The sequence below is a fragment of the Gilliamella sp. LMG 34361 genome (assembly GCF_984569075.1).
The window spans coordinates 1,304,723-1,326,793 of record NZ_OZ474903.1; the positions used below are offsets into that span (position 1 = coordinate 1,304,723).

At 35.7% G+C, this 22,071-nt stretch carries 17 protein-coding genes; 9 read left to right on the top strand and 8 right to left on the bottom strand.

Going from position 1 to position 22,071, the window contains the following annotated elements:
* Window positions 1-47 precede the first annotated feature (47 nt).
* Both AC5LXI_RS06345 and AC5LXI_RS06350 read right to left on the bottom strand, forming a co-directional pair.
* The gene (locus tag AC5LXI_RS06345) at window positions 48-2,357 is read right to left on the bottom strand and encodes a zinc/cadmium/mercury/lead-transporting ATPase (RefSeq protein ID WP_493444021.1); all 2,310 of its coding nucleotides are present in this window, start codon (window positions 2,355-2,357) and stop codon (window positions 48-50) included.
* 154 nt (window positions 2,358-2,511) lie between these two features.
* The gene (locus tag AC5LXI_RS06350) at window positions 2,512-2,691 is read right to left on the bottom strand and encodes a hypothetical protein (RefSeq protein ID WP_493444022.1); all 180 of its coding nucleotides are present in this window, start codon (window positions 2,689-2,691) and stop codon (window positions 2,512-2,514) included.
* Between the two features lie 86 nt (window positions 2,692-2,777).
* On the opposite strand from AC5LXI_RS06350, the gene AC5LXI_RS06355 reads away from it, so the two are divergent.
* Together AC5LXI_RS06355 and AC5LXI_RS06360 are read left to right on the top strand one after the other, a co-directional pair.
* Entirely contained in the window at window positions 2,778-3,254 is a 477-nt protein-coding gene (locus tag AC5LXI_RS06355) for a hypothetical protein (RefSeq protein WP_493444023.1), read from the top strand.
* A 160-nt stretch (window positions 3,255-3,414) separates the two neighbouring features.
* Window positions 3,415-3,723 carry a hypothetical protein gene (locus AC5LXI_RS06360; RefSeq protein WP_493444024.1) on the top strand — a complete coding sequence of 103 codons (309 nt, stop codon included), beginning with the start codon at window positions 3,415-3,417 and terminating at the stop codon, window positions 3,721-3,723.
* A 481-nt stretch (window positions 3,724-4,204) separates the two neighbouring features.
* Here AC5LXI_RS06360 and AC5LXI_RS06365 read toward each other — a convergent pair whose 3' ends face one another.
* The 4 genes from AC5LXI_RS06365 to AC5LXI_RS06380 form a co-directional block, all read right to left on the bottom strand.
* Complete coding sequence (locus tag AC5LXI_RS06365) at window positions 4,205-4,975, bottom strand: hypothetical protein (RefSeq protein WP_493444025.1); 771 nt, start codon at window positions 4,973-4,975, stop codon at window positions 4,205-4,207.
* A gap of 326 nt (window positions 4,976-5,301) precedes the next feature.
* Window positions 5,302-5,787: a thermonuclease family protein gene (locus AC5LXI_RS06370; RefSeq protein ID WP_493444026.1), complete on the bottom strand. Its 486-nt coding sequence runs from the start codon at window positions 5,785-5,787 to the stop codon at window positions 5,302-5,304.
* Window positions 5,788-5,915: 128 nt separating this feature from the next.
* Complete coding sequence (gene fabA, locus AC5LXI_RS06375) at window positions 5,916-6,437, bottom strand: bifunctional 3-hydroxydecanoyl-ACP dehydratase/trans-2-decenoyl-ACP isomerase (protein ID WP_493444027.1); 522 nt, start codon at window positions 6,435-6,437, stop codon at window positions 5,916-5,918.
* Window positions 6,438-6,553: 116 nt separating this feature from the next.
* Window positions 6,554-8,329 carry an AAA family ATPase gene (locus AC5LXI_RS06380; RefSeq protein WP_493444028.1) on the bottom strand — a complete coding sequence of 592 codons (1,776 nt, stop codon included), beginning with the start codon at window positions 8,327-8,329 and terminating at the stop codon, window positions 6,554-6,556.
* Between the two features lie 192 nt (window positions 8,330-8,521).
* Here AC5LXI_RS06380 and AC5LXI_RS06385 point away from each other — a divergent pair, with 192 nt between their 5' ends.
* The gene (locus AC5LXI_RS06385; RefSeq protein ID WP_493444029.1) at window positions 8,522-10,294 is read left to right on the top strand and encodes a DUF3413 domain-containing protein; all 1,773 of its coding nucleotides are present in this window, start codon (window positions 8,522-8,524) and stop codon (window positions 10,292-10,294) included.
* Window positions 10,295-10,317: 23 nt separating this feature from the next.
* Here AC5LXI_RS06385 and lipA read toward each other — a convergent pair whose 3' ends face one another.
* Together lipA and lipB are read right to left on the bottom strand one after the other, a co-directional pair.
* The gene (gene lipA / locus AC5LXI_RS06390; RefSeq protein WP_493444030.1) at window positions 10,318-11,277 is read right to left on the bottom strand and encodes a lipoyl synthase; all 960 of its coding nucleotides are present in this window, start codon (window positions 11,275-11,277) and stop codon (window positions 10,318-10,320) included.
* Window positions 11,278-11,287: 10 nt separating this feature from the next.
* Window positions 11,288-11,908: a lipoyl(octanoyl) transferase LipB gene (gene lipB, locus AC5LXI_RS06395; protein WP_493444031.1), complete on the bottom strand. Its 621-nt coding sequence runs from the start codon at window positions 11,906-11,908 to the stop codon at window positions 11,288-11,290.
* Window positions 11,909-12,278: 370 nt separating this feature from the next.
* Between lipB and aceE the strand changes: the two genes are divergently transcribed.
* The 6 genes from aceE (at window position 12,279) to AC5LXI_RS06425 (ending at window position 22,006) form a co-directional block, all read left to right on the top strand.
* On the top strand, window positions 12,279-14,945 hold the full coding sequence (gene aceE, locus AC5LXI_RS06400) for a pyruvate dehydrogenase (acetyl-transferring), homodimeric type (RefSeq protein WP_493444032.1): 2,667 nt from the start codon (window positions 12,279-12,281) through the stop codon (window positions 14,943-14,945).
* A gap of 12 nt (window positions 14,946-14,957) precedes the next feature.
* Entirely contained in the window at window positions 14,958-16,562 is a 1,605-nt protein-coding gene (gene aceF, locus AC5LXI_RS06405) for a pyruvate dehydrogenase complex dihydrolipoyllysine-residue acetyltransferase (RefSeq protein WP_493444033.1), read from the top strand.
* Window positions 16,563-16,577: 15 nt separating this feature from the next.
* Window positions 16,578-18,002 carry a dihydrolipoyl dehydrogenase gene (gene lpdA, locus AC5LXI_RS06410; RefSeq protein ID WP_493444034.1) on the top strand — a complete coding sequence of 475 codons (1,425 nt, stop codon included), beginning with the start codon at window positions 16,578-16,580 and terminating at the stop codon, window positions 18,000-18,002.
* Between the two features lie 915 nt (window positions 18,003-18,917).
* Window positions 18,918-20,219, top strand: coding sequence for a PTS sugar transporter subunit IIC (locus AC5LXI_RS06415; protein ID WP_493444035.1), 1,302 nt, complete (start codon window positions 18,918-18,920; stop codon window positions 20,217-20,219).
* Window positions 20,220-20,247: 28 nt separating this feature from the next.
* Entirely contained in the window at window positions 20,248-21,675 is a 1,428-nt protein-coding gene (locus AC5LXI_RS06420; protein ID WP_493444036.1) for a glycoside hydrolase family 1 protein, read from the top strand.
* A 10-nt stretch (window positions 21,676-21,685) separates the two neighbouring features.
* Entirely contained in the window at window positions 21,686-22,006 is a 321-nt protein-coding gene (locus AC5LXI_RS06425; protein WP_493444037.1) for a PTS sugar transporter subunit IIB, read from the top strand.
* Window positions 22,007-22,071 lie beyond the last annotated feature (65 nt).

Consider the following 22,071-nt stretch of genomic DNA (forward strand, 5'->3'; position numbering starts at 1 on the left):
ATAATTGACCCCATTTTAGCATAAATGGGGTCAGAATGAATAATTGCTTAATTCTTAATTCTTAATAACCTTAACGCATTAGCAGTAACAATTGCCGTGGTTCCTGAATCAGCCAACACTGCTAACCAAAGCCCTGTCACGCCAAATAAACTAGTGATTAAAAATATCAACTTAATTCCCAAGGCAATCGTAATATTTTGCTTAATATTTCGATTAGCAAAGCGAGTTAAGCGAATCAACATTGGTAAACTTAATAAGCTATTTTTAGTCAGCGCAGCATCCGCTGTTTCTAATGCGACATCCGTTCCACTGCCCATTGCAATCCCGACGGTGGCGGCTTTCATGGCAGGCGAATCATTAATTCCATCACCAACCATCGCAATAGAAGTATGACGACCAATCTCCTCGATTTTAGCTAACTTATCTACTGGTAACAACTCAGCACGGTAATCAATATCTAATTGCCCAGCAATTGCTTTTGCGGCGCGTTGATTATCGCCAGTTAACATTAAGGTTTGCAAACCAAGTTGCTTAAGTTCAGTGATAGCCGGTAAAGCATCACTACGCAGTACATCTTGCAAAGCAATAATCCCTAGCAACTGTTGACTGGTGGTAACGACTACAACCGTCTTACCACTATCTTCAAGCTGAGTAATCGTATGAGCATCCTCGGCATTAAGCGCAGTTGACACTGTCTCGATCTTATTTGGTGACACAACAAAATAGGTTTGCTGATTTAATTCACCTTGTATCCCAACACCAGCAATTGCTTTACGATTATTTGCTTCGGCAAACTCGATCGGCTGTTGCTTAACATAATCGACTAATGCTTTAGCTAAAGGATGGTGAGATCCGCTTTCAACCGCCGCAACAATAGCTAGTAGCTCCTCGTTTGAACAATGTCGATTAATCACGTCAGTTACTTGAGGTTTACCTTCGGTTAACGTTCCTGTCTTATCAAACGCTACCATCTTAATCGAGCCAATATGCTCAAGTGCCGCACCGCCCTTAATTAATACCCCATATTTAGCCGCGCTAGACAAAGCTGAGGTAATCACCGCTGGTGTTGATATCACTAACGCACAAGGACAACCAATTAACAACAACGTCAACCCTCGATATATCCAAGTATACCAATCAGCGCCGGTCAACAATGGTGGAATTAGGATCACTAAAAACGCAAATAATGTAATCGCCGGCGTATAATAACGGCTAAACTTATCGATAAACCGCTCTATTGGCGCTTTACGATCCTCGGCATCTTCAATCAGCTGTAAAATACGATCGACAGCATTTTGCCCCGATTCTGAAATCACCTTAAGTTGAATGGTATTATCGACTACTAACGACCCGGCTAAAATTTTATCGCCACTTAAGTAATTAACCGGAATGGACTCACCGGTTAGCGCACTTTCATCAATGCTAGCTTGTTCGCTAACCAAAATAACATCAGCCGGTAATCTCCCTCCGGATGAAATTTCGATAATATCATCTGGTTTTAAGGTATGACTGGCAACCGTCTTCCTTTTACCATCAATAATAATCACCGTCTCATCGGGCATTAACTCTGCCAGTGATGAAATACCTTTTTTCGCCTTACTGGTCGCAAAGCCTTCCAGCATCTCACCTATCATAAACAGAAAGATCACCATGGTCGCTTCCTCGGCTGCGCCAATAAACAGTGCACCCATTGCCGAAATACTCATTAGTGTTTCAATCGCAAACGGCGTACCACTACGGGTTAAAACAATGGCCTCTTTCAAAATTGGGATAATCCCAACTACAGCTGTCACAATAAACGCATATTCACCTGCGGTTTTATTCACCAACAAAATGAGATAACTAATCACAATCAATGCACCTAAAACCGCTAATGGAATAAATGCCTTTTTATCAAAACTATGCGAATGTTCATGGTGATGAGCCGGGCTCGACTCAAAAATCGGCGTATAGCCTAATTCAGTAACCTTATCTTCAATCATTTTGATTACTGCATCATCATGCTTAGGAACAAAAACGATTAACTTTTCGGTTGAAAATATGATTTTGGTTTGATTAATATTAGGTAGTGTCTTAACACCATTTTCGATTTTGTTTGCGCAATGGGCGCAATCCATACCTTGAATTTTCCAAGTTAACTTAACGCCTTGGCTACTCCGCTCTGGGTCTTCGGGGGGATCTTCAGTTTCACATTTTTGTGATGAACCGTGATCATGCCCATCACAACAAGCAGTCTGACTTGTTTCATTAGAATGATGTGTATTGTTTGTATGGTTATGAGCAATATTATGACAATCGCCATGACAATGTTCGTGATTATCGTGGTGAGTTTGTGTGGATTTGTTATTATATAACATAACGTTACCTATTTTTGTGGATGATTTTGATTGTACGCTCAAAAAAATAAAAAGAAATCTTTTTTAAACAAATTTTCAAAAAAGTTGAGGAACGAGGTTTTTCAAGCCAATATCATCCTAATGCCAACCGTTTTTTTAACTAAAAATAAAATCACTAAGAATCAAGTAGATATAAATTAATTAAAAAAGGTTTTTTAAGTAAAAAATGCACACCATGCCAAAGATCGATTAGATCTGGTTTACTGCCTTGTGGGTGGTTATTAAACAGTAAATTATAATTATATAATCGTTCGGGTTGTTTATTGTCGAGTGGATGGATAGTTATCAAATTCATGCAAAGTGCTTAATGGCGGTTTTTTATTGCAAAAATTCTATAAGTAACATACCATTGCAGGAAAATATAAAGATTAAGGAAATGATATGAAGAAAATTATGTTTTGCTTATTGTTTGTCCCCTTTTTTGTTTTTTGTAATTCAGTGAAAATTGGTGACTGGATAGTTGATACTGAAGAAGATCCTATTACTGATGAGAAATCAGCTAGAATATTCATACTTGATAGGACAAAATCGGATAGTGATAGTGCTGCGTTAGTATTTAATTGCAAATCAGTTAGTCTCACATCATTTGTTGTAGATGATTTACCAAAAGAAAGTGAGAGAGGCGATTCAACAAAAGTCATATTAAGAGTGGATAAAAATCCTCCCATGGAAATGAATTGGACTAAGGAAGAGCTAGGATATGAATTTTCTGATATTAATGAAGTTAGCAATTTGATAAAAAACGGGAAAAAGTTAATCATTAGAGCTAATTATAAAAAAACTAAGGATTTTATTTTCTCTCTAGCTGGTTTTGCAAAATCTTATAAAAAATTGCAAAAAAGTTGCCCTGCAAAATAATTAAAGCAAATTTCTATAATCAATTGAGCAAACCGCCTTAATGCGGTTTTTTATTGCCAAATTCTATAAATAACATATCATTATCAAAAAAGGAGATGGTATTAATAAGATATTAATAAGCTTGGGCTGTCTATTATTATTTGGCTGTGGTGATGATAAGGTGACAAAAGAATATCTTGTTGGTGACTGGAGATGTAATTGGCAGTCTTTCGAAAGGATGGATAGCGGACGAGAAGAAAGCTCTGGGAACGTTATAGATAAAAACGAATATATTACGACTTTTAACATAGTTGACGATAAGTTATATACAGTTTTGAATAATGGGAAATTACGATTATATGATATAGATAAAATATACGATAACCCTACGCATGAGTTTTTAAAAGAAGATGGGACATTTAGTGTCATAAAAAAGATTAGTGTAATAAAAAGTAGGAAAAAATTAGTAATGATAAATATCAATTTATGATAGCTTCAGATTTTACAACGCATTCAAATAAAACTAATCTAATAGATATTAAAAAGAAAGAGATTATTGTTTTCCCAAGGATAAAATAATTTTTATTAAATTAATTTAATTTAATCCTTAACTTAGACCCTGATTAGAGAACTTTTATAATGTTCCCCGTGTGTACAGGGATATATTGGGGGATTTATTTCATGACAAAAATTCAAAAGTGAGTTCCCTGCATACACAGGGATAAACCGGAAATCGGTTTCCAAGCAATGTTAATTGTGTATATAGTGTTCTAGTTTACTGCCGAGTATGTACTTTAGAAACCCCGCTTCCTCTACCTTGTTAACGATCAAAACGTTTACTGCCAAGTAGGCAGTCATTTCCAGCAAAAAAGTTGAGGAACGGGGTTTTTAACGTAATAGGGTAGCGGGTTTTTTAAGTCCCAAAAAATAGGCTGTAAATGAGCCTTGCTCCCAAGCCTATTTTAAATAAATTAATATTCTAAAGTTCGCGTAGTAGTTGATATTCTCTTATTGTTTTGATTAGTGCAATAGGATTCAGTCCAGTCGCCATTTTGGTTATATTTTGAATAAAAACAAGTTTCTACATCTTCGCCAAAAGTGAAGTTAGTTTTAGTAAGCAAAAGATGGCTTTTAATTTTAGATTGTGTCAACTGATTTTGATCGTTATAAAAAAAATAGTGTTCTGATGTAGTTCCTTGAGGTTCTGTTTCATTGAATGATCGTTCCGAGTAAAATTCTAATTTATTATCATCTCTATAGCTGAACTGTTGAATCAGTCTAAAGTTGGATTCATTATCGTCTAAGTTTGTCATTCTGCCATCGTCATCGAATTTAGCATTCGTGATCATTTCATTTTGATCATTCAATATCTCTATAATATTGTTATTTTCATCAAATTTTAATCGTCCATTTTCAATTGTTTTTTTATCATTGTTTGACTTATAATTAGCATTAGTATAGTCAACTTCTTTATTGATTTCATCTTCATCAATATATACTTTTGTAACAAAACCATCTGAATTAGCTTCTATAGTTATATTTGCTTTTAGATTATTTATATTATCACTGTAGATTATTTTTTGCTTTTTAATTGGGATGCTGTTAGGGATTATCTCAGGCCATAATAGGATGTTGTAGTTGTTAGAAAGTGCTATTAGCTTTTTTTCTTGTTCTTCTTCTTTTTGATCTTTACAAGAAAATAAAGCTAAACAAGCTGTGATAAGAACTAGTGTTTTTTTCATCGTTTCATCTCCTTTATTAAATATCATAAAGGATACTTTGCTTATTTTCAATGTCACTTTTGTTACCCTATTAGAGTAAGTATATCCTCCATAACCCTATGAGCAAGTGATCTTAATTCATTTAAGAGACTATACCTATAATTTTTAATATGTACTGAGATTTAGAACATAATGATTTGAAGCTTTGAGGCAAATTAGAATTAGTTAAACAACAAATCTCTGCAATGCCTGCTGACATTCAAGAAGAGCGTTATAAATAAGCAACAGAAATATTAAAAAACTTTGAAGTGACATTATCAGCTAACAAATCATGATTTGTTTAAAAGCTATTTTTTGTTGCGATAACGAAAATCCCAAGGAGCTATAGGATGTTTATCTTTCCATAATCCTTTTTTGTTTTGTTTAGCTTTTGATTCAAGTTTGACCATGTTTTTATTATTTGCAACACCTTTATAGCGATAAGCCCAAGCAAAGCCGCTTTCAACCATTTTAGCATTAATATTGATTTGATTTAGAAAAATTGTACCTAATGTACGTTGATAAATATCTTTTTTATTTTCTTTAACAAAAACATTTTTACCGGCTATTAACGATGCTAAGTATTTTCTTGCAGCATTACCATATGCTTGTCGACTTTCTGGTGCATCAATATCTAACAAGCGAACGCGAACTTTTTGTTTTTTCGGTGTTAAAATATCAACGGTATCGCCATCAATGACTTTAACAACCTTACCATTAAAGTCAGCTTGAACTTGGCTAATTACAATAAAAAAAAGAACAATTGCTAGAAAAAAATTTTTAAAAAAACGCATTATGGATGATTCTTAAAATAGTAAAATAAAAAATAAAAAATAAAAAATAAAAAATAAAAAATAAATACCCCCTGCTAAATCATCAGTCATTAACTGATATTAAGCAAGGGGGTTAAGAGATTAATGAATTAAAATTCAGAAGTGTCTTTAAATAAACCAACTTTAAGATCAGTTGCTTCGTAAATTAACTTACCATCTACATAAACTTCACCATCACCGATCCCCATGATTAGTTTACGATTAATAACACGTTTGAAATTAATTTTATAAGTAACTTTTTTATTATTTGGTAATATTTGACCCTTTAATTTTAATTCTCCAACCCCGAGTGCTCGACCTTTACCCTTCCCGCCGATCCAGCCTAAATAAAATCCAACTAACTGCCATAACGCATCTAGGCCAAGACAACCTGGCATTACTGGATCGTTTTTGAAATGACATTTAAAAAACCATAAATCAGGATTAATATCTAATTCAGCTTCAACATAGCCTTTACCAAAATTACCGCCGTCTTCATTCATTTCGATCACGCGGTCCATCATAAGCATCAAATCAGACGGTAATGGTGGCCCATCGTGACCAAATAATTCACTGTTACCTGATTTGATCAGATCTGCTTTATCATACGAAGATTTACGTTCAAATGTCATAAAAAAACCTTTTATTTTGTTGTCATTACATAATTGCTTATAAAATAATTATTATAAGCTCTGACGTTTTAAATAATTATTTTATAAATTGCATTAATGAAATTTTGGACTCAAGTTTATTGTGTATTGTTACTTTTTGCAATTTTTTTCCAGCGACTGAGCCAACCATCTGGTTTTCTATCTTGGATTAACATTGATTGCATTCGGGCATGAATTAATTTATAAAGACTAATATTATTTTCATCTTTATAAGCAATTCCGGTTAATAAATAGAGTGCATCGGCGACATGTTCAACAGTCCAAATCGAGAATTTATCATCGTTAATAGCATCAATGACTTCATCGCTTAGGCTCAGATGACGTTGATTGCTAGCAGGAATAATGACACCTTGTTGACCAGTTAAACCTTGGTGTTGGCAAACAGCAAAAAAGCCTTCAATTTTCTCATTTACGCCGCCAATAGATTGAACATGACCAAATTGGTCGACGGAACCTGTAACAGCTAATTGTTGATCAATAGGTTGATTAGATAAAGCACTAATTAGCGCACAAAGCCCGGCTAATGAAGCGCTATCGCCATCAATTTCACTATAAGATTGTTCAAATACTAAAGAGGTGGAAAATGGCAGTTGATGGTTAATTGCAAATTCCGACATTATAAATGCTTGCATAATCATCATTCCTTTAGAATGAATATTACCGGCAAGATCGGTTTTACGTTCAATATCAATTAATTCACCATCTCCAAAATGGACAAGACAGCTTAATCGTGTTGGCTCACCAATCGCCTTTGGATAGCCAGGGTACTCAATAACCGATAAGCCATTTATCTGTCCAACAACTTGCGACTTGGTATCAATCAAAATTTGATTGGTAAAAAACTCATCATGAAACCGTTCGGTTAAATAATTTTCTCGCCATGCTTTTTGTTCTAACGCTTTGCCAACCGCCAATGCATCAATATTCTCATTTTGTAGAAAATATGATGAATTTAACAGTAACGATTGTACCCACTCAATGCTAAGTGGTAAATAATACTGATCACCAGTATATCTTGTTGCATATTTATAGATTTTAGCAAAAGCAGAATGATCGATTTGGGGTAAAGCCATTCGCTTACTAATAAATTGTAAATAATTCATCCAATCATTGATTCGCGAAGATTCGGTTATATGCATTTCATTTTCAAATTCAGCGTAAATAGAGGATGAATAAAACTCAGGCTCAAAATCCTGTAGTTCAGCTAAAGATTGTCTGTCACCTACCAAAATGATGCGTAAATCTAATGGTATGCTTGGAATGGATAATGGTAACGGATGTGAATCATCAGCCGAAAACCATTCAAAGGTTCTTGACAAAACCATCTGTTTTAACTTAGCCCAAATTATAGGTTGAGCAAGTAGCGAGCGTAATCCTAAAATTAAAACACCACCATTGGCATGATGAACTAAACCTGCTTGTAACTTAATTGAGCTATTTTCAGGCTGTCTAACACAACCAAATAGTTTTTCCATGTCTACTATTGTTGCCGATAAACAACTATCTTGAACTGCAAAATTGTCTTGTTTGCTTTTAGCTTTGGTTAATGTGATTTTATTGTCGCTAAAATAATAGCTATAACCTAAATCGGAACTTGCCAGATTTATTTTTACAGACTGCTGCAATAAGTCGAAAAAAAGCTCACTTTCTGAGCCTTTTAACAGCATAAAGCGAGAACGATAATGCGCATTGTTATCTTTGCATAACAATGACACCGCAGCAGCAACGCGCGGTTGCCACGATAGTAAATTGGTTAATCCATCACTGTATAAATTTGTTTTAATGTCACTATTATTTACAATGTAATTTACGTCAGGTTGGACTTCTTGAGAGTTGAGTTGTTTGATTGCCAAAGTTAATATCTTTTCTATTAGCTATATTATTGGATTAAATTATAACAAGTATCGATTACAACGCCAACAAATAACCTAAATCTAAGTGCTAACAAATAAAAAAATTACAGAAAGAATTTTAAAAATCAGTTAAACTGTAAGGTAAATTTTAGTTAATTTTCTCTAGGTTATTACGACTAACAACAATTAAATATGCTCAAACTTAAAAATAATCATATTAAAGACGATAAAACCTCGCAGATAATTAGTTGGGGTCATTGGTTTACACTTTTTAATGTTTTAGTTGTTATTGTACTTGGAAGTCAATATTTGCTTATTGCTGACTGGCCCCAAACATTCATGGGGCGCTTTTATGCGATTATTAGTGGGATTGGGCATTTCAGCTTTCTCACATTCATTGTTTACTTGATTGTACTTTTCCCGTTGAGCTTTTTTATTCACTCTTCACGTTGGCAAAGGATCATTGCAACAATTGTTGCAACAGTTGGCATTAGCTTACTACTTATTGATGTTGAAGTGTTTTCGCATTTTAGAATGCATCTTAATTTATCCATATGGCAACTATTTACTGGGGATAAAACCTCTTTTTTAAATAGTGCATATATTTTAATTCCATTTATTCTTTTAATTGAGATATTGTTCGCTATTTGGAGCTGGAAAAAACTACGCAGCTTAAGTAAACGTAAACATTTTGCAAGGCCAGTAGTAATTGCTTTTATTCTATGTTTTGTCTCATCGCATTTAATTCATATTTGGGCTGATGCGAACTTCTATCGTCCAATTACTATGCAAAGGTCAAGTTTACCGCTTTCATATCCGTTAACTGCACGTCATTTTCTTGAGCGTTATGGCTTTATTGAAGAGAATGGTTACCGTAATCGAGCCATTCAAGAGGGTAATCCATTTGCGATTGCAATAGAATACCCACTCGATCGAATTTCATTCAATGAAAAGCCAGATAAACCCAATATTTTAATTATTGATATTGACGGTTGGAATAATCAATTATTAGTTAATCAAATGCCTTGGCTTAAAGGATTTGCTGGTCAGAATATACAGTTTACTAACCACTATGGCGCGAGTAATCAAGCCTACTTAAATAACTTCTCGTTATTTTATGGACTTGATCCTAATTATTATAATAGTATTCTTGCAGGGCATAAACCATCGGTATTATTTGAAACCGTAACTAAACAGCATTATAACGTTGGTCTATTTTCTGCTGATGGTTTTTCTCAGCCGCTTTATCGCTATGCATTACTGTCTAATTTCACCACACCTGATGGTAAAAAACAGTCCAATAAACAAACAACTGATAATTGGGTAGCATGGCATGATGAACAAAATAAACTCGAAAACCATGCTCCGTTATTCTCTGTTATCCAATATTCGCTTGGGACTAAAAACAAAAAAATGCCAATAGCTGAATTAGAGGCAGAAGCAAAAAAACTTGATCAATATTTAGAGTCTTTAATTGCTTACTTAATATTATCTAATGTTTATGAAAACACCATAATCATTATTACCGGTTCTAACGATTTAAAAATTGATGAAGCCAAAAAAGTCGCCTTACGAAATGATGAAGTCAGTTTTAATCGAGATGCCTTAAAAGTGCCATTAATTATTTCATGGCCGGGTAAAGAAGCCAAACAAATTAATAATATAACTTCACAAACAGACATTTTAAGAACATTAATGCAATATGCATTCAATGTCACTACCCCTGCAAAACAGTATAGCCAAGGTCAGAATTTATTTGACCAACAAGGTCGCGAATGGATTCTAGCGGGTAGTGAAAATCAGGTAGCGGCACTTTATGGTGATAAAACGGTTGTGATTGATGCATATGGACGATCTAAAATTTATGATTTAAATGGTAAACAATTAAAAGACGAAAAAATTAGCTTACCTATCTTTTTACAAATTGTTACTGAAAATCGTCGCTTTATCGTGGTAGATAATTAAACATTGCGTTAAAAAGGTGAAGATTACTTCACCTCTTTTCCCATCGCTTGTAGATCGGCATGATAAGATGAACGCACAAATGGCCCACAAGCAGCGTGGGTAAACCCCATTGCCAAAGCAGTCTGCTTTAGCTCATCAAATTCTTTTGGCGAAACATAACGCTCTACTGGTAAATGATACTTACTTGGCTGTAAATACTGACCTAAAGTTAACATAGTTACGCCATGACTACGCAAATCTCTCAAAACCTGAATAAGTTCTTCATTGGTTTCACCTAATCCGACCATTAATCCGGATTTTGTTGGAATTTCTGGGTGTTTTTGTTTAAATGCCTCAAGCAATCTTAACGATCCCTTATAACTCGCTCCAGGGCGTATTTTTTTATACAAACGAGGAATATTTTCTAAATTATGATTAAATACATCTGGTGGATTTTCACTTAAAACCGCAACGGCTTCATCAATACATCCCCGAAAATCGGGGGTTAAAGTTTCAACTTTGATATTTGGGCTCAATGATCGAATCTCTTGGGTACACGAGGCAAAATGACTGGCTCCGCCATCTTTCAAATCATCGCGATCAACAGAGGTGATCACAACATAACGCAACTTCATCTCTTGAATGGTTTGCGCAAGTTTATTAGGTTCAGCACGGTCTGGCGGTAAAGGGCGGCCGTGGGCAACATCACAGAAAGGGCATCGACGCGTACAGATATCACCTAATATCATAAAAGTTGCAGTACCATGATTAAAACACTCAGCCAAGTTAGGACATGACGCTTCTTCACAAACCGAATGTAAACCATGTTTACGTATAGTATTTTTGATATGTGCAATATTATCAGTATTTGCCGACAACTTGATTCTCATCCATTCTGGTTTTTTTAATGGTGCACTATCTTCTAAGGTAATAGAAGGAATAAGACGTGTTTTGTCTGCATCACGATATTTTGAACTGCGGGTTAGGTTTTGAGTATTTTGCATAGTTAACATTTTAATAGTTTGGTAACTGATTAATAAAATGGTCAGTTAATAATTGGTTAATCTCTTGGCGATCAATTTCTGCAATATAATGTTTCATTTGCGTCATTTGTAACCCAGCATAGCCACAAGGATTGATATAATTAAAAGGTGTCAGATCCATATCAATATTAAGGGCTAATCCATGTAAGGTGCAGCCATGCTTAATATGTAATCCAAGAGAGCAGATCTTTTGTTGATTAATATAAACGCCAGGGGCGTCTTGCTTTGAATATGCAGTAATTTCGTAGTGTTTCAATGTTTGAATAACACTATTTTCTAAATAATTGACGACATCACGAATACTCATTTTACGCCTTTTTAAATCAAATAAGATATACATAATTTGCTGTCCGGGCGCATGATAAGTAATTTGTCCACCTCTATCAGTTTGCACAACAGGGATATCAGTTTTAATGAGCAAATGTTCTGGTTTACCAACTTTGCCTTGGGTAAAAACCGGTGAGTGTTCAACTAACCAAATCTCATCAAGCGTTTGGTTATTACGCTGCTTAGTAAAATCATGCATAGCTTGATAAACTTGCAAATAAGGCATGGTTCTCAATTGTTTAATAATTACGTTTTTATTTGGCATGTACTTATCAGTGTTAATTTATCAACAAATTAACAACTATATAGCAGATTTTACTATAACTTGACAATCGCTAAGTATTCAAGGTATAACTCATAAGGTAATATTCTTTCCAATCTCACGAACTAAATTTGACTTATATCAAATAATTATCTTTATATTTAAATTAATAATTGAAATAGTTGATTAATTTAATAGGAATTAACATTCTTTTCCAGACAGTGGTTTGCTTTACTTTTTAATGGAAAATGGCAGACTGATATCAATAAAGCATCCGTAATGCAAAAGTTGGAGCTTGTAATTTTAGTTATGGCGTCTGTTATAGCTAAGGATAGCAAAAACTGCATTTTTTAAATAAAAAAGAGGTTTTTATATGTCGGACATGCAAATGAATGATATCGATCCAGTCGAAACGAAAGATTGGCTGGAAAGTTTAGATTCTATTATTCGAGAGGAAGGCGTCGAACGTGCGCAGTATATAATTGAGCAAATTGTTAATAAAGCCCGCGATGGCGGTGTTCCTTTACTTTTTGGTTCTTCAACCAGTAATTATATAAACACTATCCCAGTTGACGAACAACCTGCTTATCCTGGTAATTGGGAAATTGAAAGACGAATCCGTTCTATTGTTCGCTGGAATGCAATTATGATGGTGCTACGCGCTTCTAAAAAAGATTTAGAACTTGGCGGTCACATGGCATCATTTCAATCGGCAGCGACATTTTATGAAGTTTGTTTCAATCATTTTTTTCGTGCTCGCAATGAAAAAGATGGCGGTGATTTAATCTACTTCCAAGGTCATATTTCACCGGGTATTTACTCTCGTGCTTTTATTGAAGGTCGCTTAACCGAAGAACAACTTGATAACTTTAGACAAGAAGTTCATGGTAAAGGCTTATCATCTTATCCTCATCCTAAATTAATGCCGGAATTTTGGCAATTCCCAACCGTTTCAATGGGATTAGGTCCTATCAGCGCTATCTTCCAAGCTCGCTTTTTAAAATATTTGAACCATCGTGGTTTGAAAGATACTAGCGAACAAACCGTTTATGCTTTCTTAGGTGATGGTGAAATGGATGAGCCAGAAGCAAAAGGTGCAATCACCGTTGCAACACGTGAAAAACTTGATAATTTAGTCTTTGTTATCAACTGTAATTTACAACGCCTTGATGGCCCGGTAACCGGTAATGGCAAAATAGTTAATGAACTTGAAGGGGTATTTGCCGGTGCTGGTTGGAATGTAATAAAAGTGCTCTGGGGGGATCGCTGGGATCATTTATTGCAAAAAGATAAATCGGGTAAATTAATTCGTTTAATGAATGAAACCCTTGATGGCGATTATCAAACCTTCAAATCCAAAGACGGTGCTTATGTTCGTGAACATTTCTTCGGTAAATATCCGGAAACCGCTGAATTAGTCAAAGATATGTCTGATGCTGAAATTTTTAGACTTAATCGTGGTGGTCAAGACCCTGAAAAAATGTTTGCTGCCTTTGCCAGAGCAAAAGAGACCAAAGGTCGACCAACTGTTATTTTAGCTCACACCATTAAAGGTTATGGTATGGGTGAAGCTGCTGAAGCGAAAAACATAGCGCACCAAGTCAAAAAAATGAATATCGATGGTGTTCGTCATGTTCGTGACTTCTTTAATATTCCGGTGACTGATGAAGCACTTGAAAAATTGCCTTACATCAAATTTGAAGAACATACACCAGAATATAAATATATTCATGAACGTCGCCAAGCGTTACATGGTTATGTACCTTCAAGATTAACCAAATTCTCAGGAACGGTTTCGATTCCTCCGTTAAGCGAATTTGCCCCATTGCTTGAAGCCCAATCCAAAGAAATTTCAACCACTATCGCTTTTGTGCGGGCGCTTAACATCATGTTAAAGGATAAGGATTTAGCGCCACGATTAGTGCCAATTCTGGCTGATGAAGCGCGTACTTTTGGTATGGAAGGTCTATTTCGCCAAATTGGTATTTATAACCCACATGGTCAACAGTATACTCCACAAGATAAAGAACAGGTTGCTTACTATCGTGAAGACGAGAAAGGACAAATTCTGCAAGAAGGTATCAACGAATGTGGTGCAACGGCATCATGGCTAGCGGTGGCGACATCCTACAGTAATAATGATTTCCCTATGATTCCTTTCTACATTTATTACTCCATGTTTGGCTTCCAACGTGTTGGTGATTTAATGTGGGCGGCGGGCGATCAGCAAGCACGAGGCTTTATGATTGGAGGAACATCAGGCCGGACGACGTTAAATGGTGAAGGTTTACAACATCAAGATGGCCATAGCCATATTCAAGCGTTAACCATTCCTAACTGCTTATCATACGATCCAGCTTATGCTTATGAGGTGGCGGTTATTATGCAAGATGGCTTACGTCGTATGTATGGTGAACAAGAAAATGTTTACTATTACATTACAACACTTAATGAAAACTATGCCCAACCTGCAATGCCAGAAGGTGCGCAAGAGGGGATTTGTCGTGGTATCTATAAACTTGATACCGTAGAGGGGCAACAAGGGAAACCAACTGTACAATTATTAGGCTCGGGTTCAATGCTACGACATGTTCGTGAAGCGGCGGATATTTTGGCTAAAAACTATGGTGTCAGTTCAGACGTTTATAGTGTCACTTCATTTACTTTGCTTGCTCGAGATGGTCAAGATTGTGAACGTTACAACATGTTACATCCAAGCGAACCTGCTAAAGTGCCTTATGTTGCTCAAATAATGAATAACAACCCTGCTGTTGCTTCAACTGATTATATGAAACTTTATGCCGAACAAATTCGTGGATTTGTACCAGCAGAAAGCTACCGGGTGCTAGGCACTGATGGATTTGGTCGTAGTGATAGTCGGGAAAATTTACGTCATCATTTTGAAGTCGATGCATCTTATGTGGTGATTGCCGCATTAGGAGAACTAGCTAAACGTGGTGATATTCAAGCAAGTATTGTTGAAGACGCGATTAAAAAGTTCGAAATCAATGCAGACAAACTTAATCCACGTATTGCATAAGAGGTAAAAATAATGAGTATTGAAATAAAATTACCCGATATCGGAAGTGATGAAGTTGAAGTAACTGAAATTCTGGTTAAAGTCGGCGACAAAGTGGATGTAGATCAATCGTTATTGACCGTCGAAGGTGATAAAGCGTCGATGGAAATACCCGCACCACAAGCTGGGATTGTAAAGTCGATCATCGTAAAAATTGGCGATAAAGTGACAACCGGTGTGAGTATTATGCAATTTGACGAGATCGGTTCAAGTGCGTCAACAGATCAAACACCAACTGCTTCAACGCCAGTTCCTCCTCCAGTTTCTGCATCCGCGTCGAACAGTGGACAAATTGTCGATGTTAATGTCCCAGACATAGGTGGTGATGAAGTCGAAGTGACCGAAATTTTAGTTAAAGTCGGTGATTCAGTTTCGGTTAATGATTCACTTATTACGGTTGAAGGTGACAAAGCCTCGATGGAAGTACCGGCAACGATCGCCGGTACGGTAAAAAACATTGTTGTAAAAATTGGCGACAAAGTCAAAACTGGATCTAAAATAATGGAGTTTGAGACAGCGGCTAGCAGTGCGCCGACGAAAGCCGATTCAGCTCCTATGGTGGCTGAAAAAACGGTTGCTCCGGCTCCGATAGCCAATAATAATAGCAACAATAGTAACGCTTCGACACCAGTGTCAGCTACTAATGAATTTGTAGAAAATGATGCTTATGCCCATGCCACACCTTCAATCCGTCGATTAGCGCGCGAGTTTGGCATTAATCTTGCCAAAGTACAACCAACTGGCCCTAAACATCGTGTATTACGTGAAGATATCCAAAATTACGTAAAAAATGCGGTAAAACAATCCGAAAATGGTGGAACTGGTGGAGCATTACCAGGTTTATTACCTTGGCCGAAAGTCGATTTTAGTAAGTTTGGTGAAGTTGAATCCTTACCATTAACCAAGATCCAAAAAGTATCTGGTGCCAACTTACATCGTAACTGGGTAATGATTCCACATGTTACTGAGTTTGATGAGACTGATATCACTGAACTAGAAGCTTTTCGTAAGCAGCAAAATGCTGAGGCAGAAAAGAAAAAACTCGATCTCAAAATTACTCCGCTAGTGTTTATTATGAAGGCCGTAGCTAGTGCGTTAACTGCTTATCCGCGTTTTAATAGCTCGCTATCAGAAGATGCACAAACCCTTATCGTCAAAAAATATATCAACATTGGCGTAGCAGTTGACACGCCAAATGGCTTAGTTGTGCCAGTATTTAAAGATGTGAATAAAAAAGGAATTGTTGAACTTTCGCAAGAATTAGCGACAATCTCCAAAAAAGCGCGTGACGGTAAACTCACCGGTAGTGATATGCAAGGTGGTTGTTTCACTATTTCGAGCCTTGGAGGTATCGGCACAACTTCATTTACACCAATTGTTAATGCACCAGAAGTGGGTATTCTCGGTGTGTCTCGTTCAAGTATGAAGCCAGTTTGGAATGGTAAAGAATTTACACCGCGCTTAATGCTACCTTTGTCATTATCCTTTGATCATCGTGTGATTGATGGTGCAGATGGTGCACGCTTTTTAAGCCATATTGTTAATGTTCTATCCGACTTACGTCGACTAGTGATGTAGTGGAGGAAATTGATTATGAGTCAAGAAGTTAAAACACAACTCGTTGTATTAGGTGCCGGCCCTGCGGGATATTCCGCTGCCTTTCGCGCTGCCGATCTTGGGTTAGAGGTAACATTAGTCGAAAGGTATTCTACCTTAGGCGGTGTTTGCCTCAATGTGGGGTGCATTCCCTCTAAGGCATTACTTCATGTGGCTAAAGTGATGGATGAAGCAAAATCTCTCACTGAGCATGGGATCCATTTTGGTACACCAAAACTGGAACTCGACAAAGTTCGTGATTGGAAAGAAAAGGTAATCAACCAGCTTACCAACGGGCTTGCTGGCATGGCTAAAATGCGTAAAGTCAATGTGATACAAGGTGAAGCGCAATTTACTGGAAGTCACACAATGGAGGTGACATCGGCAAAAGGCATAACCAAAATTATCTTTGATAATGCGATAATTGCAGCTGGTTCAAGGCCAATAACCTTACCATTTATTCCTCATGACGATCCGCGTATATGGGATTCGACAGATGCGCTAGCATTAACTACTATCCCTAAAAAACTACTGTTAATGGGGGGCGGTATTATCGGCCTCGAAATGGGGACGGTATATCACGCATTGGGTTCACAAGTGGATGTCGTTGAAATGCTAGATCAGGTGATCCCCGCTGCCGATAAAGATGTGGTAAAAGTCTTTAGCAAACAAATCCAACAAAAGTTCACTTTACGTTTAGAAACTAAAGTGAGTAGTGTTGAAGCTAAACATGATGCCATCTACGTCACCATGGAAAAGAAAGATGGAACTATCGAAACGTATACTTACGATGCAGTGCTGGTGGCAATAGGGCGAGCCCCAAATGGCAAACTTATCAGCGCTGAAAAAGCGGGGGTTAATGTGACCGACCGCGGTTTTATTGAAGTAGATAAGCAAATGCGAACTAATGTACCTCATATTTATGCCATTGGCGATATTGTCGGGCAACCTATGCTGGCTCATAAAGGAGTACATGAAGGTCATGTTGCCGCCGAAGTGATAGCTGGTAAAAACCATTACTTCGATCCGAAAACCATACCATCAATAGCTTATACCGAACCGGAAGTTGCCTGGGTAGGGTTGACTGAAAAAGAAGCCAAGGCAAAAGGTATCGATTATGAGGTAGCTATATTCCCATGGGCGGCATCAGGTCGAGCAATTGCATCTGATTGTTCACAAGGGATGACTAAACTCATCTTCAATAAATCTGACAATCGTCTTCTTGGTGGGGCTGTAGTTGGAGCCAATGGTGGTGAACTACTTGGTGAAATTACTCTTGCCGTTGAAATGGGTTGTGATGCAGAAGATATTGCATTAACTATCCATGCTCATCCAACCTTACATGAATCAATTGGACTTGCCTCAGAAATTTATGAAGGCACGGTAACCGATTTGCCTAATCCAAAGGCAATTAAGAAGTAAGTATTATCTTGTTTAATCTTTATTTTCAACTTAATGCCGTTAGTTAACTAGTGGCATTTTTTTATAATTATTAAGAGTAACAAACCATCTAAAATGGTAATCAATAAAATTGCTATCTGTCAACCAGACTATCAAAATACTGGAGAAGTCTATAACCATCAGGGGCTATATATTGAGGGTAAATAAAGCATTATTGAGTAAAAATTTGCCATAGCAATACATCTTTTTAACGCCGTTACAAATAATAAGCGGTTATCCAATAAGGTCATGGCTTAATCATCTGACCATAAAAGTCTTATTTATTTTTGTAAAAATAATTGAGAAGTCTATACCGTCTGTGGATGTTTATTGAGGATAAATAGTGCATTATTGAATTGAAATTTAGTCTAAGAATATATTTTTTTACGCCAATGCAAATAATAAGGCGTTATCTTGCACTGCCATCTTTTCATCATCCAATTATATAAAGCTCATCCGGTTTTTTGTAAAAATAATTGAGAAGTCTATACCCTCTGCGGATGTTAATTAAGGATAAAGTAAGTATTGATTTAGACAAACAAAAAATCGTATTGCTTTTTATCGCTCATAATTTAGCAGCATAGTAGCGATATTGTTGAATCAATATTAATTATTAGAACTATTATTAACCAGTCATCAATCAATGTTATTTAATACATTGTCCAAATTGTCATACCAAAATTTGATAATTACCCTTCATTAAAAATAATTAATTTATGATTTAGCCATTTATTTTTTAATTTGGTATGCCAATAAATGATATTTATCACATTTTTAGAAATTAATGGGATTCCAATTTGACAGGTTGTGAGAGTGATCACAGATTCCCTTACTTTTAAGTATTATTTTTTGATTGTCAGTGAATCTCATCCATCCCTCTAATTGGAGATTGTAAATATGTCTAGAGTAAATCAAATTATTGATAAACTAGGTAAATTTGCCAATAAATTTAATAGTTTAAGATATATAATGGCAATTAAAGCAGCATTTATTACTTTAATGCCTGTGATAATCGTCGGCGCTTTTGCTGTGCTAATGTCGAATATTGTTTTTGATAAACAAAACGGATTAGCTTATTTTGATTATTTATCTTTTTTAGCGGTACTAAAGCCCATTGCTGGCAATTTAAATTATGCAACATTGAATTTTTTAACCATTGGCGCTGTGTTTTTAATCGCGATTGAATTAGGACGCATAAATGGTAATAAAACTTTGTTTCCTGGATTGTTGGCTATTATATGTTTTATTTCAGTACAACCAACATTTACAGAAGTTGTAGTTGAAGGCCAAAAATTTCAAGTAACTAATGTATTAGCACGGCAGTTTACTGATACTAAAAGCCTTTTTCTTGGTATGTTTATCGCTATTCTATCGGTAGAGATATACTCTAAATTATTGAAAGTAGATAAGCTAAGAGTAAAAATGCCAGATAGTGTTCCATCAAATGTCTCTGCTTCATTTTCAGCGCTTATTCCAGCAATAATTACTACTTCAGTGGTAGCCGCTTTTGGTTTTGTATTTTACAAATTAACCGGAATGTATTTGTATGATGCTATCTATATGGTTGTGCAACAGCCGCTTGAATCTATCATGCAAAGTCTGCCAGGATTATTGGTATTAATGTTTGTCGCACAAATATTTTGGGTTATAGGGATTCATGGTAATCAAATGATAAAACCAATTCGCGAACCCTTACTACTCGGTGCAATCATGGTTAACATGAGTGATTTCGAACAAGGTATTGAGCCAACCAATATTATTACTATGCCGTTTTGGGATGTTTACATGAGTATAGGTGGTTCAGGTTGTACGATTGGATTGTTGATTGCTATTTTTATTGCAATAAAACGCAAAGAAATGAGAGAAATAGCGAAATTATCATTAGGTCCTGGTATCTTCAATATCAATGAACCTGTAATTTTTGGTTTACCAATAATGTTAAATCCGATTTTAGCTATTCCATTTATTATTACACCGTTAATTACTGGCACAATAGGTTATATTGCAACAAGTATTGGTTTTGCAGGTAAAGCAGTAGTTATGGTGCCGTGGACTACGCCACCAATAATTAGTGCTTACTTATCAACAGCCGGATCCTTAGGTGCTGTCGTTACACAGATATTTTGTATTATTGTTGCTATTTTCATCTATTTACCTTTCCTAAAAATAGCGGCTAAACGTTCTGAAATTCAATCCTAAATTGAATCAATATTCAAGGAGTACAATAATGAGTAAATTAACAATGGATATCCCTAAAAACTTTATTTTAGGCGCTTCAACATCGGCATGGCAAACTGAAGGTTGGTGTGGTAAGAAGGAGAATCAAGATTCATATTTAGATATTTGGTATAAAAATGATCGTGATGTATGGCATGAAGGTTATGGTCCTGCAATTGCTACTGATTTAATTAATCGTTATCAAGAAGAAGTAGATCTAATGAAAACGATAGGACTTACACACTATCGAACATCAATTAACTGGTCGCGCTTTTTAACTGACTATGAAAATGCAATTGTTGATGAAGATTATGCTAAATATTATGACGATTTTTTAACAAAAATAGTCGAAAACGGTATTGTTCCAATGATCTGTTTAGAACATTACGAAGTTCCTGCCGAACTATTTAATAAATACGGTGGTTGGAATTCGAAACATGTAGTTGAACTATTTGTTAAATTCGCAGAAAAAGTTTTTGAACGTTATCACTCCATTGTTAAACGGTGGTTTGTCTTTAATGAACCAATTGTTATTCAAACACGAGTCTATCTTGATGCTGAACGCTGGCCTTATGAACAAAATACCAATAAATGGATGCAGTGGAACCACCATAAAAATTTAGCTACAGCCAAAGTTGTTGAGCTATTTCGTCGCAAACATTATCAAGGAAGCATTGGCACTATCTTAAATCCAGAAGTGACATATCCACGCTCTTCCTCTAAAGAAGATAAGCAAGCAGCAAAAATGTATGATCTTTTTTATAATCGCGTTTTTCTTGACCCGGCTTTTAATGGTCAATATCCTCAAGAACTTATTGATTTATTGGCTAAACATCAAGTTCAATGGGATTATACCGAACAAGAACTTGAAATCATTAAAAAATTTACAGTTGATGAAGTCGCTATTAATTTATATTTTCCTCATCGAGTCAAAGCTCCTACAACACAATGGCACAAAGATGCACCATTTCATCCCGCTTTTTATTACGAATCCTTTGCATTACCTGGAAGAAAAATGAATAAATCAAGAGGTTGGGAAATTTATCCTAAAATTGTTTATGATTTCGCAATGCGAGTGAAACAACAATATGACAATAAATCATGGTTTATCTGTGAAAATGGCATGGGTATTGAAGATGAAAAGCGATTTAAAAATAATCAAGGAATAATTCAAGACGATTATCGAATTGATTTTATTTCGAAGCATATCTATTGGACACTTAAAGCCATCAATGATGGGGCTAATTGTGGTGGTTATATGTTATGGGCATTTACAGATAATGTTTCACCAATGAATGCCTTCAAAAATCGTTATGGATTAATAGAAATTGATCTTGAACAAAATAGAAACAGAAGGTTGAAGAAATCAGCGTTATGGTTCAAAGAGTTAGTTAAAACAAGACAACTAACGGTAAATCTAGATGATGAAGATAAATAAGGAGTAAGAGATGAAACAAGTTATTTTTGCCTGTGCAGGTGGTATGTCAACCTCATTATTAGTCAATAAAATAAGAAAAGAAGCACTCGAACGCTCGTTAAATTTTGATTTTATAGCAATAAGTGAGCAACTATTATATCAACATCTTAACAGTGATAGTGATAAAATTATCGCGGTATTATTAGGACCTCAAATGAGATTTGCCTTAGATGAGAACAAAAAACAAACGGAAAAATATGGTATACCAATTGACATTATTGATCCAGTTGCTTATGGTACAATGAATGCAGGTAAAGTTTTAGATCAAATTTTACAAATGACCGAAGTATAATAATATTAATTAATACAAACATTAAAATATTAAAATTTAATGTTTGTATTTTAGTAGGAACGGGT

Bases quoted from the DNA above. Each gene is read 5' to 3' on its own strand.
- AC5LXI_RS06370 (WP_493444026.1), bottom strand. From the start codon at position 5,787: ATGCGTTTTTTTAAAAATTTTTTTCTAGCAATTGTTCTTTTTTTTATT.
- lipB (WP_493444031.1), bottom strand. From the start codon at position 11,908: ATGCCAAATAAAAACGTAATTATTAAACAATTGAGAACCATGCCTTAT.
- lipA (WP_493444030.1), bottom strand. From the start codon at position 11,277: ATGCAAAATACTCAAAACCTAACCCGCAGTTCAAAATATCGTGATGCA.
- AC5LXI_RS06420 (WP_493444036.1), top strand. From the start codon at position 20,248: ATGAGTAAATTAACAATGGATATCCCTAAAAACTTTATTTTAGGCGCT.
- AC5LXI_RS06365 (WP_493444025.1), bottom strand. From the start codon at position 4,975: ATGAAAAAAACACTAGTTCTTATCACAGCTTGTTTAGCTTTATTTTCT.
- aceE (WP_493444032.1), top strand. From the start codon at position 12,279: ATGTCGGACATGCAAATGAATGATATCGATCCAGTCGAAACGAAAGAT.
- lpdA (WP_493444034.1), top strand. From the start codon at position 16,578: ATGAGTCAAGAAGTTAAAACACAACTCGTTGTATTAGGTGCCGGCCCT.
- AC5LXI_RS06355 (WP_493444023.1), top strand. From the start codon at position 2,778: ATGAAGAAAATTATGTTTTGCTTATTGTTTGTCCCCTTTTTTGTTTTT.
- AC5LXI_RS06350 (WP_493444022.1), bottom strand. From the start codon at position 2,691: ATGAATTTGATAACTATCCATCCACTCGACAATAAACAACCCGAACGA.
- AC5LXI_RS06415 (WP_493444035.1), top strand. From the start codon at position 18,918: ATGTCTAGAGTAAATCAAATTATTGATAAACTAGGTAAATTTGCCAAT.
- AC5LXI_RS06425 (WP_493444037.1), top strand. From the start codon at position 21,686: ATGAAACAAGTTATTTTTGCCTGTGCAGGTGGTATGTCAACCTCATTA.
- AC5LXI_RS06385 (WP_493444029.1), top strand. From the start codon at position 8,522: ATGCTCAAACTTAAAAATAATCATATTAAAGACGATAAAACCTCGCAG.
- aceF (WP_493444033.1), top strand. From the start codon at position 14,958: ATGAGTATTGAAATAAAATTACCCGATATCGGAAGTGATGAAGTTGAA.
- fabA (WP_493444027.1), bottom strand. From the start codon at position 6,437: ATGACATTTGAACGTAAATCTTCGTATGATAAAGCAGATCTGATCAAA.
- AC5LXI_RS06345 (WP_493444021.1), bottom strand. From the start codon at position 2,357: ATGTTATATAATAACAAATCCACACAAACTCACCACGATAATCACGAA.